This is a genomic window from Clostridium sp. TW13, from assembly GCF_024345225.1.
Taxonomy (GTDB): Bacteria; Bacillota; Clostridia; order Clostridiales; family Clostridiaceae; genus Inconstantimicrobium; species Inconstantimicrobium mannanitabidum.
In genome coordinates this window covers 1,347,925-1,365,222 of record NZ_BROD01000001.1, presented here as the reverse complement: position 1 = coordinate 1,365,222, position 17,298 = coordinate 1,347,925, and the positions used below count along the sequence as shown (strand labels likewise).

General features: G+C 27.5%; 19 protein-coding genes. 1 reads left to right on the top strand and 18 read right to left on the bottom strand.

What is annotated here, in order from left to right; genetic code table 11:
* Nucleotides 1–299: 299 nt before the first annotated feature.
* The 9 genes from OCU47_RS06565 to OCU47_RS06525 all read right to left on the bottom strand — a co-directional run bounded on the left by OCU47_RS06565 (nucleotide 300) and on the right by OCU47_RS06525 (nucleotide 8,245).
* Complete coding sequence (locus tag OCU47_RS06565; protein ID WP_261827797.1) at nucleotides 300–1,391, bottom strand: 3'-5' exonuclease; 1,092 nt, start codon at nucleotides 1,389–1,391, stop codon at nucleotides 300–302.
* Between the two features lie 2 nt (nucleotides 1,392–1,393).
* Entirely contained in the window at nucleotides 1,394–1,810 is a 417-nt protein-coding gene (locus OCU47_RS06560) for a hypothetical protein (protein ID WP_261827796.1), read from the bottom strand.
* A 159-nt stretch (nucleotides 1,811–1,969) separates the two neighbouring features.
* Entirely contained in the window at nucleotides 1,970–3,247 is a 1,278-nt protein-coding gene (locus OCU47_RS06555; protein WP_261827795.1) for a hypothetical protein, read from the bottom strand.
* A gap of 334 nt (nucleotides 3,248–3,581) precedes the next feature.
* Nucleotides 3,582–4,340 carry a potassium channel family protein gene (locus tag OCU47_RS06550; RefSeq protein WP_261827794.1) on the bottom strand — a complete coding sequence of 253 codons (759 nt, stop codon included), beginning with the start codon at nucleotides 4,338–4,340 and terminating at the stop codon, nucleotides 3,582–3,584.
* Between the two features lie 238 nt (nucleotides 4,341–4,578).
* Nucleotides 4,579–5,556, bottom strand: a complete 978-nt coding sequence (locus tag OCU47_RS06545) for an Ig-like domain-containing protein (RefSeq protein ID WP_261827793.1) — start codon at nucleotides 5,554–5,556, stop codon at nucleotides 4,579–4,581.
* Between the two features lie 151 nt (nucleotides 5,557–5,707).
* Nucleotides 5,708–6,061, bottom strand: coding sequence for a GIY-YIG nuclease family protein (locus OCU47_RS06540; RefSeq protein ID WP_261827792.1), 354 nt, complete (start codon nucleotides 6,059–6,061; stop codon nucleotides 5,708–5,710).
* 7 nt (nucleotides 6,062–6,068) lie between these two features.
* Nucleotides 6,069–6,257: a hypothetical protein gene (locus tag OCU47_RS06535; protein WP_261827791.1), complete on the bottom strand. Its 189-nt coding sequence runs from the start codon at nucleotides 6,255–6,257 to the stop codon at nucleotides 6,069–6,071.
* A 1-nt stretch (nucleotide 6,258) separates the two neighbouring features.
* Nucleotides 6,259–6,816 carry a hypothetical protein gene (locus tag OCU47_RS06530; RefSeq protein ID WP_261827790.1) on the bottom strand — a complete coding sequence of 186 codons (558 nt, stop codon included), beginning with the start codon at nucleotides 6,814–6,816 and terminating at the stop codon, nucleotides 6,259–6,261.
* A gap of 274 nt (nucleotides 6,817–7,090) precedes the next feature.
* A complete protein-coding gene (locus tag OCU47_RS06525) occupies nucleotides 7,091–8,245 on the bottom strand; it encodes a hypothetical protein (protein WP_261827789.1) in 1,155 nt (384 codons plus the stop codon).
* Nucleotides 8,246–8,404: 159 nt separating this feature from the next.
* Between OCU47_RS06525 and OCU47_RS06520 the strand changes: the two genes are divergently transcribed.
* Nucleotides 8,405–8,608, top strand: coding sequence for a helix-turn-helix domain-containing protein (locus OCU47_RS06520; protein WP_261827788.1), 204 nt, complete (start codon nucleotides 8,405–8,407; stop codon nucleotides 8,606–8,608).
* Nucleotides 8,609–8,703: 95 nt separating this feature from the next.
* Here OCU47_RS06520 and OCU47_RS06515 read toward each other — a convergent pair whose 3' ends face one another.
* The 9 genes from OCU47_RS06515 to OCU47_RS06475 all read right to left on the bottom strand — a co-directional run bounded on the left by OCU47_RS06515 (nucleotide 8,704) and on the right by OCU47_RS06475 (nucleotide 17,223).
* Nucleotides 8,704–8,877, bottom strand: coding sequence for a hypothetical protein (locus OCU47_RS06515; protein ID WP_261827787.1), 174 nt, complete (start codon nucleotides 8,875–8,877; stop codon nucleotides 8,704–8,706).
* A gap of 26 nt (nucleotides 8,878–8,903) precedes the next feature.
* Nucleotides 8,904–9,110: a hypothetical protein gene (locus OCU47_RS06510; protein ID WP_261827786.1), complete on the bottom strand. Its 207-nt coding sequence runs from the start codon at nucleotides 9,108–9,110 to the stop codon at nucleotides 8,904–8,906.
* A gap of 61 nt (nucleotides 9,111–9,171) precedes the next feature.
* Nucleotides 9,172–11,124, bottom strand: coding sequence for a hypothetical protein (locus tag OCU47_RS06505; RefSeq protein ID WP_261827785.1), 1,953 nt, complete (start codon nucleotides 11,122–11,124; stop codon nucleotides 9,172–9,174).
* Nucleotides 11,125–11,741: 617 nt separating this feature from the next.
* Nucleotides 11,742–12,530, bottom strand: a complete 789-nt coding sequence (locus OCU47_RS06500) for a tyrosine-type recombinase/integrase (RefSeq protein WP_261827784.1) — start codon at nucleotides 12,528–12,530, stop codon at nucleotides 11,742–11,744.
* A 174-nt stretch (nucleotides 12,531–12,704) separates the two neighbouring features.
* Complete coding sequence (locus tag OCU47_RS06495) at nucleotides 12,705–13,442, bottom strand: YebC/PmpR family DNA-binding transcriptional regulator (RefSeq protein ID WP_261827783.1); 738 nt, start codon at nucleotides 13,440–13,442, stop codon at nucleotides 12,705–12,707.
* A gap of 172 nt (nucleotides 13,443–13,614) precedes the next feature.
* Nucleotides 13,615–14,268, bottom strand: a complete 654-nt coding sequence (locus OCU47_RS06490; RefSeq protein ID WP_261827782.1) for a YigZ family protein — start codon at nucleotides 14,266–14,268, stop codon at nucleotides 13,615–13,617.
* A 15-nt stretch (nucleotides 14,269–14,283) separates the two neighbouring features.
* A complete protein-coding gene (pdxR, locus tag OCU47_RS06485; protein ID WP_261827781.1) occupies nucleotides 14,284–15,675 on the bottom strand; it encodes a MocR-like pyridoxine biosynthesis transcription factor PdxR in 1,392 nt (463 codons plus the stop codon).
* Between the two features lie 38 nt (nucleotides 15,676–15,713).
* Nucleotides 15,714–16,607 (bottom strand): nucleotidyltransferase domain-containing protein, encoded by an 894-nt coding sequence (locus tag OCU47_RS06480; protein ID WP_261827780.1) that lies wholly within the window; start codon nucleotides 16,605–16,607, stop codon nucleotides 15,714–15,716.
* 82 nt (nucleotides 16,608–16,689) lie between these two features.
* Nucleotides 16,690–17,223 (bottom strand): hypothetical protein, encoded by a 534-nt coding sequence (locus tag OCU47_RS06475; protein WP_261827779.1) that lies wholly within the window; start codon nucleotides 17,221–17,223, stop codon nucleotides 16,690–16,692.
* Nucleotides 17,224–17,298: the final 75 nt, after the last annotated feature.

Here is a 17,298-nt window from a genome sequence, read left to right as displayed (position 1 = left end):
GGTGTTTTTTTATAGAATTATTATTCTTCCCATCCTTCAGGGAATTCAGCATTGTGATAAACTTCTGTAACGTCATCATCTATTTAACTGCTTAATGGCTAAACATCTATATTTAAACAAACTTTCTATTCAATATTATATTTACATACACATTAACAAATATTTGCACATATTTCTTAATGAATGTATCGTATACCTTAATAAAGGTTTATAACTAGACTGCCTACTTGTCAATATTAACTTAAAACTATTTCAGCATTTGAGAGATTTTAAATTTCAGAAAAATATAATTATAAAATTTACACACTTTCTTTCACAGGTTCATTTACTATATCCCAAAACTCTTCCTCACTTATTGTTTTAATTCCAAGTTCTTGAGCCTTTGCTAACTTACTTCCTGCATTTTCACCTACAACTAGAATATCAGTCTTACTACTAACACTATCTGGACTTGTTGCACCATATCTAATTGCAATAGCTCTCATTTCTGCTCTATCCTCTTTCATGTCTCCAGTAAAAACTATTTTCTTATTATTAAAAATATCTTTAATAATATTTTCCTTAGCTTCTTCTAGCTTTTTTTTATCTTCGTCTCTCTTTTTCTTATCATTTTCATAATTTCTTACTCTTTTAACTGTATTACCTTCTGTACTTTTTCCTAATGCAACCCATTTTTCAATCTTTACTATTTTTAACACTTCTAATAAGTCTAAAACATCCTGCATTGCATTATGTGCTTGTTCTCGCTTTATCCCATAGTGGTTTAATATATCTTGAAGTTTATAACTTTCCAAAACTTCTTTAGCCTTAATGTTATCTCTACTACAATAAAATTCTTGCTTATCATCTACCCAATTCCAATACATTAAAAACTTTCTATCAAAACTCGCATTATGTGCAATAATAGGGCATTTATATTTTGATATGAAGGCATTGAATTTTTCTTTTAAATCTTCATTTTCTTCTATTGCTTCTAAACCTGCACCATATCCATTTTTGTATTTCTCTTCATCATTTATAATTGCAAGATGTAAACTATCCACTATTCTGTAATCCTCAACTGCAATTAAAGCTACCTCTCTAATACCATCTTGGGATCTAAAACTCATTGGTGTTTCAATGTCCAGAATAATAAATCTCTCTTTCTTCTGCATATCTGCAAAGTAATCAGGATGAATGCTGTGTAATTGCCCATTTATATATAGTATTATTTCATTATCATCTACAAAACCTGCTACATCGCATTCTACAGGCTCATTAGTATATAATCCCTTATAATAGAACTTCTTTATCTCTTTTGCTTTTGGTGAAATAAGTTGCCACTCTTTTAGCTTTTCTATCTTCTCACTTTCTGACTCAAATGTTCTCCATTCTCTCTTTGGAATTATCACAATTATTCCCCCTTTGTGACCTTATGAAATATAAATAGTTTGTCCATAGTTTTATTAATCATATCCTCTTTTAAATTTTCTAAATATGCTTCTATGTGTGGTATTTCTGATTTGTACTCTACTTCCTTTTTTTTATCTTTTAAAGACGTATTATACCTAGCTATTAAACTCTCTATAGTTTCTTTCGTTATCCAATCATAGATTTTAATCATATTATCTTTTAGTTCCTGAATTTTACTGTATTCAGAATTAGATTCTTTTATGCTTTCCATAATAGCTAAAGTTGTTGCTCTACTTGAGCAAATAACTCTAAAGCACTCTGAAACTTTCTCTATATCTATGTCTTGTCTTTTCACCTTATCTTTTTTCCACTTATTGTTGATACCATTAATAATTTGTTGCTCCATTGCTTCTATCATCAATATCCCCCCTATACCCTGTAATTATATATTAATACTACACCATTTTACCAATAAAATCAAAATGTGGATAAACATAAATAGTAGTCTATTCTTTTAATAAAAGATAAAAAAGAGGAATAAAGATTCCCCCCTCTATTCCCCTTTGAAATTTGATGTTTAGTTTTTTGTTTTATTATCATAAGGTTCAATTACAACATATGGTGATGTTATAGTTATTAATTCTCTGTCCTCAGATGATATATAATATGTATTTCCTGATTGTTGAACTACCACCCCATATACAACTTTACAATTTTGTTTATTATCTATATTATAATAAGTTATTTTTGACTCTGTATTAAGATGTAGTGTTTTTCCAAGTCCATTTCCCATAAAGTTCATAGCTGAATATGCAACTAAATACAATACAAGTATCATTGAACACATAGCTAACATAATAATAACTAAAAGTACTTTATTCTTATTCTTTTCTCTTTGTGAACTATTTGAACTATTCTTTTTATTAATTAATTTTTCTATTTTTATTGCTGTAATATAAACAATTAGGACACTAATAAATATAATTTTCTCCATTATATTCACGTATAAAAACAATCCTATAATCGGTGCAATCTCAAAAAAACTCAATATACATCTAATAATAACATGTCTATCCTTTTTATAAAAAAAGCACTGATCAAGTACACCTATTACTACCACAAGCTCAAAAAAAAGTATAACTGTATAATTCAATTTATTAAGCTTAAGATTGTCCCAATTTATACTGAATACAAATATTAGGTAAATAATGAATTCACCAGTTTTTCTAAGTCTAGTAAGAACTGAATCTAAATTTAAACTATAACATATTTTTTTTATCATGCATGAAATTATAATAACTACACCTAATATTATAACTAAATTTATAGAATTACCTATTTCAGTATCATTGGCATCTTGTGTTCCTGTTAATAATAGTAATATTGTATATAAAGCCCATAACATTAATAAATGAAGACCAATGCCCACTATTTTTATTATAATTCTTTTTTCCATTACGTACATATATGATGACAGAACAAAACATGCCATAAATATTAATATACAAATTCCTATAATTGCTACCAATTTAAAATCAAATGGTATTTGTTTTACCATTACATCCATTAATTTTCCTGCTGATATAGATTTTCCACCAAAATAATATCCATAGGTAAAACTGTATCCTAGTTGAAAGAATAGATAGGTTATAGCAACTACTAAAGCAGATATATATACATAGACATTATTCGCTAAAGCAATAGGCTTTACTTTTTCCATGACTTTTTTTAATCTACTATAATCATTATTATCTTGTGAATTTTTACTTTCATTATTTTCTGGTTCTTCTATCTTCGGATTACACTCAGAAGTTACATGACTTGTTTCACTTTTTATCTTTTTTTTATTATTCATTGATACTCCCCTAAATTCTAAAACTTTTGTATATACGCAATATCTATAAAATGTATGACATTATATACGAATAATACCTTATATTTCATAAACATTAAATTAATTATATCTATTGTTTAAAAAAACAAAAAAGGGTAATAAACAAAATTTCTTTTTTTTCTACTTCTATATCTTTTGCTTGATTTTTAAAATCCTCTATTTTCATTTTCTTACATCCCCTTTCAACAATATATTGTAGCATATATTGTATTTACAGGATGTATTTTCATAACAAAAGAACCCTAAATTAATAGAGTTCTAGTTTTAAGTTGATTTGTAAAACAAAATTTAAAAACTAATCTTGTTCCACAAAACTAAGTAATGTCTTATGCATGTCCTCTAAGTCTTCTTTACTAAGTGATTCAAAGTCATTTAATTTTTCTTGAATTGTTTCTATAACTTCATCTCTGTATGATTTAGATTTCTTCTTATTAGTTAAAAAATATGTTGCTATAGTACCAGTTAACATTCCTACAAAACCTATTCCAACTAACATTAATATTGAAGCTATTATTCTACCTGTATTAGTTGCAGGACTTATATCACCATATCCAACAGTAGTTATTGTGACAAAACTCCACCAAAGAGAATCGGCAAAACTTTTGTTTTCTGTAATAGAAATTCCAAATGCTCCAAGAAAGACTGTTACAACTGTTATAATTAATATATATTGAAAATTATTAGTTTTTAAAAATTTATCTGCTCTGTTTTTAAATTTACATATCAAAACTGCAAATCGGGCTAATTTAGCTATCTTCGCTAATTTTAATACTTTAAATATTCTAAACATTCTTAGTGATTGGAAAATAGCGTTGAAAGGTATAATAGATATTAAGTCTATTTTATTATTCTTAATGAATTTAAGTTTACTCTCGCTAAAAATAAATCGTACTACATAATCTATTACAAAAATAACCCATATAATATTATCCGAAATATCTAATATATAAGCAATATTGTTTGATGGTTCTAATGTTAATTGGACTAAAATTATTGCACAGGATATTAAAGATAATATAGCTATAAAAATTTCGTAACATATTCTTTTATACATTTTAAAGAATCCTTCTTTCCATAGAATAAACTTTTTACAAATATTCTACATAAGGTTGGTAAAATCCTTCTCAACTATTACATTATTGTATAATAAGTAATAAAATTCAACAATTTATTATAGACTATTAGGAACTATTACAAACTATAATAAACTCTAGTAATTAGTACTAGTTTATACTAATTACTACTAGATTCTACTAAAAAAAGAACCCACAAAAGTGAGTCCTTAATCTATTCTAATATTGTCTTACCTCATAAGAGTCTATCTTAGCATGTACAATAGATTCTTTAACTGACTTATATGGATTTATGTTTTTATCAAATGTATATGTTGGAGAATTAGTGCTCTTATCCTTATCTCTAGCATTATACCATTTTATAAAATCATTAACCTTATCCATTGTCACATCATATTCTTTAGTATTTCCATTGTCTAAAGATATACTTAAAATAGCATTTCCTGAATCTGTTGCTTGCTTTTTAACGTTAACTACACATGTAGTTTTAATATCTGTTCCTTTTATTTTTGCTGTTACAGTTGCTGTACCTTCACTTACTGCTGTTACATTACCTTCTTGGTCGACAGTTGCTATTGCTCCATTATCTACTGACCATTCAACAGGTAATCCTTCTGGAGTTGTTGTTGCTTTTAATTTCTGTGAATCTCCTGCTAATAATTCTATAGATGAATTATCTAACACTATTGATGAGTTGCTTGGTATTAATTGACCATCTTTATCTATGTCTATAGCATCCAATACCATTCCATTTGTTGTAGCCATTTTATTTGTTATTGTTACTATATGAACCCCTCTATCCAAACCTGTTTTAATATAATGAATAACTTGTCCACAATCTGCTCCTCTTTCAGAAAATGTTTCAACTATTTTATTATCTATAGTAACTTCAATATTGGTACTATATGAACCATATCTATAACCTAGTATTAAAAATTTTGTTCCATAAAATTTAAATGTACAGGATTTTACTCCCTCTCTTTCATTTCCACCATAATGTAGGTTGCTTGATATATGCACACCACCTTCATATGTTAAGTTAGTATCTGTATCATCATACCTTCTCCATCCATCTTCTGGTTGCAATAGCTGTTGTCCAATTGTAGCTGCACTAGCTATTTGTATATTTCCTACTCCCCCTAAACATGTAATTACTAATAAGATTATTAATGCTATAGAAAATATTTTCTTTTTCAATTTTACCATCTCCTAAAAATATATTTCGTCATGTCTATTATAACACATTATTACACAATATTACATTTTTCAAATATTCAAACTATACATTATCAATTTCGATGGTTAATAGATATTTTTATTTCCTCTAGAAAAAAGCCACTCTTATTTTTTAATAATATTTCTTAATTACTTCTATAATATCTTCGCACAACTGCTCATTCTTTTCTCTTGCATATGTAACTGAACCTCTAAAACCTTTATCTACACACTTGTTAATAGGCTTGTACAAACTGTTGTAAAAATTCTCCATAGTACTAACTACTAAACTATTATCGGTCTCTAAGGTGCAAAGAACCTCAAAACTGAGGTGTTCCACACTATATGTATTAAGTTGCTTTATTTTGTGAATGCCTTTTTCTATCTCTTTAAAGTGTTCTCTGTTTCTTCTTTTATAATCCTGTGTTTTTCCGATATAAAGGCACTTATTGCTTTCTTTTAAAAATATTCCGTATATGTAACTCATTTACCTATTACCCTCTAATATGTTCTACTTCTTTTATATTTTCTTTTATAAATCGCTTTAATTCTTCTGCATCTGTTAGTATTTCTCTACACTGCATACGTAACTCTAATTGATTTATTTTATTTTCTAGTCTATCGCACTTGCACATATAATAAATATTACAAATAGCTATAAATAGCATAGCAATTAACTCCATTTTACATTACCTCACTTTCAGCAAACCACGTTGGCTTTTTAGATTCTATGTAAATCCATCTTGATACTTTGATTGCACTTATATAATTCTTATTTATGTCTATTCCATGTTGCTCTAATATTTCTGCAATTTGTCTTGGTTTATATCCTTGTTCTTTAAACCATGCTATCCATTCTATTAAAACCTTAGAATGCTTACTATTAGGATTCTTAGATCCTCTATTTGCTTCTCTTCTCTTCCAGCTTGTAGAACTGTCTGGACTTGTACTAAACTTTTTTATTTTACTAATCTTATTGCAAACAGTATCTTTATATAGATTGTAATAAAATTGCTCTAAGGTCTCTAAAGATTGCTGAATAGCTTCTCTTTCTTCTTTAGTTCCATTTAAATATGTACTATTGTTTTCTGAAAAATGTAATACTTCAAAAGTTAATTCTCCTAGATTATATTTTCTTTGTAATATGTCTTTATTAGTTCCTTCATATTTTCCACGTTTCAGCATGTACAAGTGAGATTGTAACCTGTCATTTAGCATATTAATTTTAATTCCATACTCCAAACCTCCATATAATTACTTATTTTACTTTATATATTAATTATAGAATGGTTTAGAGTAGGAAAATAGACTTTGTAAAGTATGTTTCATGTCGAATGACCTTTTGTCTTTTTGTATACTTAAAACCTTATTATTTTAAAAATAATATTGTTCCAACTGGAGGAAATACACCACCAATTTGACAAACTACGATAGCTGGAATAGCTACTACTGCTACTGCTAAAACTAGTTTAACTGTCTTTTTCATATTCTCACCCCCTTTCAGAGTGCTTTTATATTAAATATTACATAAACTCATTAGTATGTTTTTATTATCTAATCCCATATTTATATTCTTAGATATGAAAACAAATAATTCGGCATCTATACTAATAGAGTTATTTATAATTATTTGACTAATTAATTTTCCATTTTTTTTAAAATAATTTATATTTTCCTCTATGTTCTTGTATTTTATAAGCTTAGTTATTTTAAAAATTTTAGTTAATATACAATCATCTAATATATTTAATAGGTCACATGCCTTTATTATTAAATTGAAAAATTGTTGTCTTGCAAAATCATAGTAATCTTTGTTAATATCTATTTCGTTAAATGATTCTATAAACAAATTAATATCTTTTTTTAATGAAGCTATATAACAAATATTAGCCTTACAAGTTAATTCTTCATTGTTATTTTCTGTGTAATTTAATATTTTTTGATTATACTTTATAGATTCATCATTATTTCCTAATTCTAAATTAATATTTGATAATATATTATCTATATAATTCCTATATCTTATAATATATCTTACTCTACTTACTATATCTTTTGCCTTTTCAAATTCTGCTACCATACAATAAGCTGTAGCCACATTAATATAAATATCATCTTTTAACTCTAATTCTTGGCAACTTCCAACCTTATCTTTTATTACATCGTAATAGGTTATAATGCCATTCCAATCTGTTTTGTAATATGCTACTCTCTGTAATTGTAGATAAGCATATATTAAACAATTATCATCCTTACTATTTTCTATAATTAAATAGGATAATATTGAAATGCTATTTATATTATTACCGTAATCTTTTGCTAATATTTCTATTGCCCTTTTAACATTGCTGAACTCATATTTATTCTGAGTTAATTCTAAAAATTCATCTATTTTATAATCCTTAGACATTTGCTTAAAACATTCTTCTAAATCTATATCTAAGCCTTTTTTGAATACAAGACTGTTTACTTCAAAGTCTAGTATCCCATCAAGGTGTTTTTCCTTTATAACTTCGTTTAGCTTTTTCTCTAAAGCTATTGCTATTTTAGAAGACATTTGGACTACCCCGTTTTCAATTCCGCTTATGTCTCTTAGTCCTTGATCTCTTATATCTTTTTGCTTCAGCCCCAATGTTATTCTTATATATCTTAAAGTCTCGCCTCCGTTCATTTTTATCGCCCCTTTTTTGTTTGAATTGGATTGTTTTACCTTATGTATTTATTATAGTCCTGTTTTTCGTGATTTGTCAATCACTATTTTAGTGATTTTTTCACTTTTTATTGATTAATCTCATCAAATGTAATACAATATCATCAAAGAGGTGATACTATGATTAAAATGAAGCTACATATAAAACTGGCTGAAAACAAAATGACTCAAAAAGAATTAGCTGAAAAAACAGGTATCAGTAAAAATACTATTGGTTCTTATTGCAATGAAAATAATAAGCATATAGTTAAAGAACACTTAGATATATTTTGTAAGCTATTTAAATGCAATATTGAAGATATAATTGAGTATAGTGAAGATTAACCCAAAGGTCAGTGTATATTTGCATTGACCTATTTTTTTACATAGAAAAAGGACTACCAGCTTTTATTGTGGTAATCCTATATTTTTAATAAATTTTATTTTTTACTCTCTTGTTCAAGATATTCCTTTAATAATTCAGTCCCAGTAGTATTGTATTTTTCAGCAATATTCCATAACTTATCTTGAAATATTGGTAATGCTTTATCAAATTGTATATTTAATGATTTTATTAAAGCTTCACATTCCTTAATAGCTTGTTTATCTATCATAAAACTCAACTCTTTCACTTATTATTTTAATCATAATTTTTTAAAATACACTCATCAGTATTCATGTACTTGCAATTTTGTATTTGCATTTTTCTATATCCACCAGTACCAAAATCTATAATTTGCTCACAACCTTTTATTGGTTTAATATTAGCAGAAATATGAACTATATTGATTTCTATATCTTTATTTATACATTTGCAATGATCTCTATACTTTTCAGATTTAGCCATAAATAATCCCCCTTCCATAAATTTATTAACCAGCACTTATATCCCAACTATAAGTATATTCCTATTTAAATTTACCATGTAATACTCTTTCCATAATGTTTTTAAATTCTATAACTTCTATTTGTTTATTATCATTTATAAGAAAATATTTACTCTTCTTTTTTCTCAAAAAATATTTTTCACCTATTTTATCTATAAAACATACATTTTTATATCTTAAATAATCACCAATTTCCCAACATATTATCATTTTTAAATCCATCATATTATGATTAAATTCTGTTTTTAATAAATGTTTTAATTCCCCCCAAAAGCCATAAGTATATAAATTGGTTTCATTTATTTCAATCCCTAATGGTAAACAAAATAAATCCAACCCTCTATGTGGATTAGTATATAATATATTGAACCCCAATTCTTCAGGTTTTAAATATAATACTAGATTTATCGCTGAATGTAAATCTATCTCACAACCTCTATCAAATATATTTATATTTTCTCCCTCTGGATTAGTTACATTCATAGTTTTCATTTTAAGAATAACATTCATAGCTCTCTTAGTAATTTCTTCATTGTAATTATTCATTGCAGTTTCTGACATAACCGTTTTAGATGCAGAATTACTCCTGTCCTCCCCTTGTGCAGAAATCTGCACATCCTTTTGTTGTAAATTCACTGAACATGTGTTAGCTTGCTCACTTATTTTATCTTCTGTTGACTCTTTTGGATTTTCCCCACCTTTATCACCGCAGTTCTTCTTACTACTTTTAACAATATCATCTATAACAGTCATAATATTATCTCTAATAATTCCCTCAACTATGTTATTTATATATGAAGATTCCAATTCATTTCTATCTATTTTTAAAGATAGTTTATCACAATTAAAAACTCCAAAATATTGAGTTTGACCATATCCACCGCCTGCTAAACTATTAAAATTCATTCTAGTTGGGATTAATATGCCAAACTTAGATAAATATATTCCCATAAACTCATTTTGAGCTATCTTAAATAAGTCTTTACGCCCTATCAACGGATTCAATTCTATTTTAAAATCTTTATCAGTACTTTGTAATACAAAGAAATCAATTTTAACATTATTCTTTTTACATATATATTTTATTTTGTCAAACTTATCTATGAATTTTTCAAATCCTACTCCGTCACTATCAAAATACCTGATATTATTTTTATATTTTATTAAAAGCTTATCAATTTTTCTTGAGAGTTCTCCACGTTCTAAACATTCATATACATCTCTTGATTTTATAATATTTTTGTCTATTTTATACTGAGATTTATTATTCACATCAAAAATTTCATGTAAGTCTACTTTATTTAGTTTCTTATTTTTGAAGTTAGTCATATTAACTTCTAACCCTTTGAAGTAAATTCTAAACTTCTTTTTACTAAAATCATTTAATGCAATCGTCGTAAAAAATACAAGTTGTTCTTCAAGTTTCTCATGCACAAACTCAAAAATATCACTGATTGCAACTGAAAATAACTCTATTTTCACCCCTCTATTCACCGAATCTTCAAGCTGTATTTCCTCAGTTCTATAATTATATTGAATGTAACCATTTTTTTTGGATTCAATTATTTCATCTAGCTGTAGTATAGGATTTTTAACTTTTAATATTATTTTAGTTGATTTTAGATAAGATGTAATTTTCACTTCTTTACAATCTAAATTAAGTTTGAATCCTACTCCCTTAGCCCCAATATACTTTCCTTCAAATTTATTGGTTTCACTCACATGAAAAAGTGCTGATATAATTTCATCAACAGTATTAAAACAATCTCCATTATGCCAAAACATCAAGTTTAACTTCTCATCTATATAATCAACTTGGATCACTTGACTTGATGCTCCCGCATCACTAGCATTATGCATGTTTTCTCTAATTATTTCTGTTTTTTTGCGTACATTTCTAGCAATTTCTTTAATATTGTTAGCTTGTGATGCCGTAACTTCTTCTTCATCTAATTCATATTTTTCTTCATTCACTATAATTAATCCCCTTTAGTTCTTATATCTCTATACAATTCTTATGTACATAATTTGTTTTTATTCGTTCAACTGTCTATCTCCTATGAGAATATTAACTTAATTATTGACACTTTAAAAGTATCTTAATCTATAAATATCAATTGACTTGAAGCAACGCCAAGAGAATAATGTTTTAGATTGAAAGGTTTGAGCAAAAAAATTAATTTACCTACACTCACAAACAAAAAAATGAATGTGAACATAAGTAAATTAACTCTAAAGCTTATAAATATTTTGAGTTGAATAGGAATCGCTTTAAATCTTTGTTATTAATTACATTTCTGTATAAGTAGTAATGAGACATATTATACTTGTCCAATATGTCTCATTACTACTCTTTACCCGTCCTCTAGGACGCCAAGTAACCACCGAATCTATTGTTTATAGGGTATTGGTTGACGCACACCTACGCTATATAAACACCTTCCTAGCACTATAACAAAGATAATTAATACTAGCTTTATATAACGTGGTCACTTTCTGCATTGGTTGAACAAACCACTAGATTTCTTTTAAATGGTTCTAGTGCAAAGACCATTGACCTATTGTCTAAAAAAGGCAACAAGAAACTAAGCCTACACCATTCCATTTTTTAACTGAGACTGAGCAAAAAAATGTCTTTCGGTATGAGGAGAACAACGAATTTCCTTTCTTATATTTGCTTTTTCTCCTGCTATTTTTATCACTCTTTCTACTGCTTCTACTGTTAGTTTTTTAAACCTATAACTTAGAAAAAATGGAGTATCTTCGTTCATTATTCTATTAGCAAAATAACTATTTTTACATCTAATATATCTAAGAATTATTCTTCTTGTAATTGGACTTAGCGCAACTCTCCTATCTTTTCTACCTTTTCCTTGGTTTATTGTCAAAGAAATATCTTTTACATCCTTATTAGTGATGTTACATAACTCCAAATTACGAATTCCAGTATCAAATAGAAAAGCTAATATGCATTTATTTCTTATATCCATGTATTCATTTCCCTTATAAACATTCATCATATTTTCCACTTCTTCATCAGTAAATGTATTTATAATCGTTTTTCCTTCTTTTAACCAGCTAATTTTATCAACTGGACTACTCTCTATTATTTCTTCTTGCTCTGCATATTTAAAGTAAGCCCTAAAACATTTGATTAGACCATTAATATAAGTTGGCTTATTGCCTTTTTTCTGAAGTACTTTAATATAACTTTTTATGTGGATTGGTTTTACATCTTCAACCTCAGTGATATTAAACTCTTTTTCTAGATAAGTTAATAATAATAAGTTGTTATTGTTATAACTTTTCAATGTTCTTACAGAATAATTTTTAATTTCTAATTCCAAATAGAACTCTTTTAATAAATCTTTTAATAACAAAAAAGACACCTCCTATACTTAAATAGAAAGTGTCTTAAAAATTAAACATATATCATTAAACATAAACCATAATCGTCGTATATCATAATGAACTGTTACTTTTTCTAATATTTTTTAGCTGAACAAAATCCCTGCAACCTGCTATTAGACAGCAGGTGTTTTTTTATAGAATTATTATTCTTCCCATCCTTCAGGGAATTCAGCATTGTGATAAACTTCTGTAACGTCATCATCGTCATCAAGTAAATCAAGCATCTTTTGGAATTTCTTTGCTGCATCTTCATCTATTGCAGAGTATGTGTCTGGTATCATCTTAACTGAAGCTTCTAAGAACTCTATGTTTTGTGCTTCTAAAGCTTCTCTTACTGCTCCAAAATCTTCTGGAGATGTAGTTACTACAAAAACTTCATCTTCTGCAGCAAAATCTTCTGCTCCAGCATCTAAAGCTAGCATCATTATTTCATCTTCATCTAGGTCTCCTCTTTCAATAATAAGTTCACCTTTCTTCTGGAACATAAATGATACACAACCAGTAGAGCCCATATTTCCGCCACCCTTTGTAAAGGCACTTCTAACATTTCCTGCTGATCTATTTTTGTTATCTGTAAGAGTTTCAACTATTACTGCAACACCATTTGGTCCGTATCCTTCATAAACTATTTCATCATAATGAGTTGAACCCATTTCTCCTGCAGCTTTCTTTATTGCTCTTTGAATAGTATCATTTGGCATATTAGCTGCTTTTGCCTTAGCAACAACATCTCTTAGTCTTGAATTTGAATCAGGATTTGATCCACCTTCACCAACTACCATTGCAATTTCTTTACCTATCTTAGTAAAAATCTTTCCTCTTTTAGCATCAACCTTACTCTTTTTAGCTTGAATATTATGCCACTTTGAATGTCCTGACATTAAAATTCCTCCTATCCTCTATGTAAATGTATTTATTCGATAAATTACAAATCAGCTTAAATTATATCACAACAGATTTTACACTTCAATAATTTAGGTATTTTAAAATAAATAACAAGTTAAAATATACTAACATATGAACTCACTTATTTTTTAAGATACCTTGGCTTATTTATTCTTCCAGGTTATAAAGCAACCTGTTGCCCCTCTTAAAATATACTAATATATCTCCTTGTTCTATAATAGCCTTACCATTGGTATTCTCAACTATTTTAGCTATAATATTATCTTTTTCTGAGATCTCACTTCTCATTTTTATTTTAACTACATCCGTATACTCTATGTTCTCCATATACCAATCATTTTGTCCAAATAGATATTGAATTTTTCCAAGTAGGTCATAATCAAGGATTATATCCATTTCCACTCCTTGCACCTTTTCAACTATTCCAGCTGCTTTTATTGCAATTGCAGCCCCCTTAGTATATGCTCTATTAAGTCCTCCTGTACCTAATAGAATTCCACCAAAATATCTAGTTACAACTATAACACAATCTGTTATCTCATTCTTTTTGATTACCTCTAAAATAGGTATTCCTGCTGTTCCTTGTGGCTCACCATCATCATTATAACGCTGAGTATTCATATTTTGTCCTATTACATATGCAGAGCAATTATGAGTTGCATCCTTGTGCTTACTTTTTATCTCTGCAATAAATTCTTTCGCTTCATCTTCTGTGGTTACTCTCTTAATATATCCTATAAATTGAGATTTCTTCTCAAAAAATTCATCTTCAGCTCTCTTCTCTACTGTTAAATACCTCATATATAAATCACACCTTTACAAATATTCACCGATAATACTTATTCCTTCTTTAATCTTAGCACAATCTACTTCTGAGAACCCTATTCTGAAGTACTTTAAACCATCCTTACCATTCAAGAAAAACATTACCCCGGGAGTTATAAACACATTTTTCTTTTTAAGTAATTTGTAAAGCCTAATGCTATCCATATCATCATTTTTTATCTTTAGAAATAAATGTAGTGCTCCTCCACTTAATACGAAACTGACTTTGTCCCCTAAAACCTCTCTAATAGAAGTAACAATACACTCATATCTTTGCTTATATACAGATTTTAAATTATCAGCGCTCTTGGCCCAATACTCTCTCTCTATATATAATTGAAGTACCCTTTGCATTAAAGATGACGTAGATATATCTGTATTTATTTTAGCTAGCTGTATGCTGTTTTTTAATTTTTCTGGAACTATCATATATCCGAGCCTTATTCCTGGTAAAAACACCTTAGAAAAACTCTTTATATATATAATCCTCTGCTTTTTATCCAATGTTTTTATGGGAGAATATTCTATACTTTCATCATAAATTAATTCAGACAAATAATCATCTTCAACTACATAAAAATCATACTTTTCAGCTAATTGAACCAATTTTCGTTTCTTCTGGGTACTTAATGTTATACCTGACGGATTTTGAAAATAACTCATAGTATAAAAAGCTTTAACATTATTTCTTTTTAATATTTTTTCTAAAGACTCTAAGTTTACTCCATCATCTTCCATTTCAACTTCTAAAATATTAGCTCTTCTTCCTTTGAAAACAGATAATGCTCCACTATAAGTTGGTTTTTCTACAACTACATAGTCATTTGCATTTATCAAAGTCTTACCTATCAAATCTATTCCTTGTTGTGCTCCTGAAACAATTAAAATATTATCAAGTTGCACTTTATTGTCCCAAAATTTATTTTTTATTGTTTCTCTTAAATTTTCATATCCTAAGTGATCTTGATAAATCAAAGCCTCAGCACCATCTCTATTAAGTACTTCATTTATTATGCTTTTAAATTCTTCTATAGGAAATAAATCTACAGATGTAGTTTCTCCAGTAAAATCTATTACCTTATCTAAATCTTTCTTATCTAACTTTTTAAAAGTTTCACTATAATGTTTTTTAAAAATTCTAGTAAAATCCTTTCTCTTGGCAAAAGTACCACTGCCCATCTTAGAAATCGCATGTCCTTCTTCCTCTAATTTTTTATAAGCTTTTATAACAGTTATTTTATTTACATTTAAACTTTCTGATAATTCTCTAATAGTAGGTAACTTTTCACCATCTTCAATTTGGCCTCTTTCAATACATTGCTTAATATAATTAGCTAATTGAATGTATTTGTGTTCAAAATCATTAAACTCTAATTTAATCATCTTTATCTCCCCAATGTAAATCAATTGATACCAGAATCCTACACAAAGTATTCATTTTCTTTTAAAAGTTCTGCACCATTTTCATCTCTATATACTCTCTCTGACTTGTATATTAAGTTTTGTTTATATACATATCTCAGAATCTTTTCCATGTTTATGTCTATCCCATTAAATTCTTTCAAATTCATTAATTCTTGAGATGTTAAACCCTTATTTTCTCTTTTCATAATTTCAATTAGAAATTCTGTAGAATCTTTTATTGTTTCTTTTATATATTTTTCAGTTACTTCCATAAAGTTTTGTATTGCTTCCTCATGCTTATTATCACAACAAAAAAATAACTTATCTATGGAAGACTTTAATTTATCATTTAGACTAATTGCTAGTTTTATACTATCCTTACTTACAGTATATCCATTTATATTCAAAAAAAGCTTACATAATGTTTCTGAACACCTTACTGCCACAGAATATGCTACATATATTCCATTATTATGCAAGTGCTTTTTAGAAACATTGATATCTTTAAGTAATTTTCCTAAATAAATTAAGTTTTCCTTAGACTTACTGCTTGCAACTCCAGGATTATATCTTCTACCTTGAATATATACTTCTAATTCCTTATCTCTACAAAAAATAATTTTTGAAGTTGTTAATTTGTCCATTATAAAAATATTCTTTTTTGTGTTATAAATTGCATTTAAACTAACAAATTTAATTTGTATTTGAACGTCATTAATAGTTGAATATATATTTTCAACAAACTTACTCTGGTTTTTCATTACTACAATAAGATCAATATCTGATTCTTCCCATAAGTCCCCAGTAATCATACTTCCAAATACCATTACTGCTAGTACATTTTCATTTTTTTTCAGTTTTTCTACCATTGAATTTACAGCTTCTTGATATTTAACTATAATATTTGCCATCTTTTTCTCCCAATATCAATAAAATAAACTTAATTTACATCTATAATTTCACTATATTCTACTAATTATTATATATTATTTTTTATTTTTCACAACCATTCATTCTACTTTTAAAACAATCTAATCTTCCATCCAGTAGTCTTGCTGTAAACTTTAACTGCTCTTCAATGTATACACTTAAATCTAACGCTGCCTTTACGTCCTTTTTATCTTGTAACGCATTCCCTTGAAAAAGATTTGCTGTAGCTGCCATATTAAAACTTGCTATACTTAAGTTATTCATCATTTCAACTAAAGGCTTTACTTTTCTTTCATAATACAAAAGTTCAATTTCATCTACAGCTAAGTTCTGCAAGCTATCTTTTACATTGCTAGTGTTATTAATAATATCAACTATTTTGCCATAAGCTAATAATTTTTGTTCATTTACATCCTCATTTACTGTAGCATTTGTGTTATTATCTATATTCGAAGAACTTGAACTACTTCCTGAATTATCTTCACCTTGCTGTTGGTCTATTATAGCTTTAGCTTTAATATAATTCTGATTAACTCTCTCAAAAGATGATTCATCAATGTTGTTTTCATCATCTATGTTTTTAGACTCATCATCCATACACTAATCCCTCATAAAATAATTATACATAATATATATTTTAAAATTCATTTTTTTATTCTGCTAAAAAAGGCG

Bases quoted from the DNA above. Each gene is read 5' to 3' on its own strand.
- OCU47_RS06520 (WP_261827788.1), top strand. From the start codon at position 8,405: ATGATTAAAATGAAGCTACATATAAAACTGGCTGAAAACAAAATGACT.
- OCU47_RS06540 (WP_261827792.1), bottom strand. From the start codon at position 6,061: ATGAGTTACATATACGGAATATTTTTAAAAGAAAGCAATAAGTGCCTT.
- OCU47_RS06480 (WP_261827780.1), bottom strand. From the start codon at position 16,607: ATGGCAAATATTATAGTTAAATATCAAGAAGCTGTAAATTCAATGGTA.
- OCU47_RS06510 (WP_261827786.1), bottom strand. From the start codon at position 9,110: ATGGCTAAATCTGAAAAGTATAGAGATCATTGCAAATGTATAAATAAA.
- OCU47_RS06475 (WP_261827779.1), bottom strand. From the start codon at position 17,223: ATGGATGATGAGTCTAAAAACATAGATGATGAAAACAACATTGATGAA.
- OCU47_RS06525 (WP_261827789.1), bottom strand. From the start codon at position 8,245: ATGAACGGAGGCGAGACTTTAAGATATATAAGAATAACATTGGGGCTG.
- OCU47_RS06555 (WP_261827795.1), bottom strand. From the start codon at position 3,247: ATGAATAATAAAAAAAAGATAAAAAGTGAAACAAGTCATGTAACTTCT.
- OCU47_RS06550 (WP_261827794.1), bottom strand. From the start codon at position 4,340: ATGTATAAAAGAATATGTTACGAAATTTTTATAGCTATATTATCTTTA.
- OCU47_RS06515 (WP_261827787.1), bottom strand. From the start codon at position 8,877: ATGATAGATAAACAAGCTATTAAGGAATGTGAAGCTTTAATAAAATCA.
- pdxR (WP_261827781.1), bottom strand. From the start codon at position 15,675: ATGATTAAATTAGAGTTTAATGATTTTGAACACAAATACATTCAATTA.
- OCU47_RS06490 (WP_261827782.1), bottom strand. From the start codon at position 14,268: ATGAGGTATTTAACAGTAGAGAAGAGAGCTGAAGATGAATTTTTTGAG.
- OCU47_RS06560 (WP_261827796.1), bottom strand. From the start codon at position 1,810: ATGATAGAAGCAATGGAGCAACAAATTATTAATGGTATCAACAATAAG.
- OCU47_RS06535 (WP_261827791.1), bottom strand. From the start codon at position 6,257: ATGGAGTTAATTGCTATGCTATTTATAGCTATTTGTAATATTTATTAT.
- OCU47_RS06495 (WP_261827783.1), bottom strand. From the start codon at position 13,442: ATGTCAGGACATTCAAAGTGGCATAATATTCAAGCTAAAAAGAGTAAG.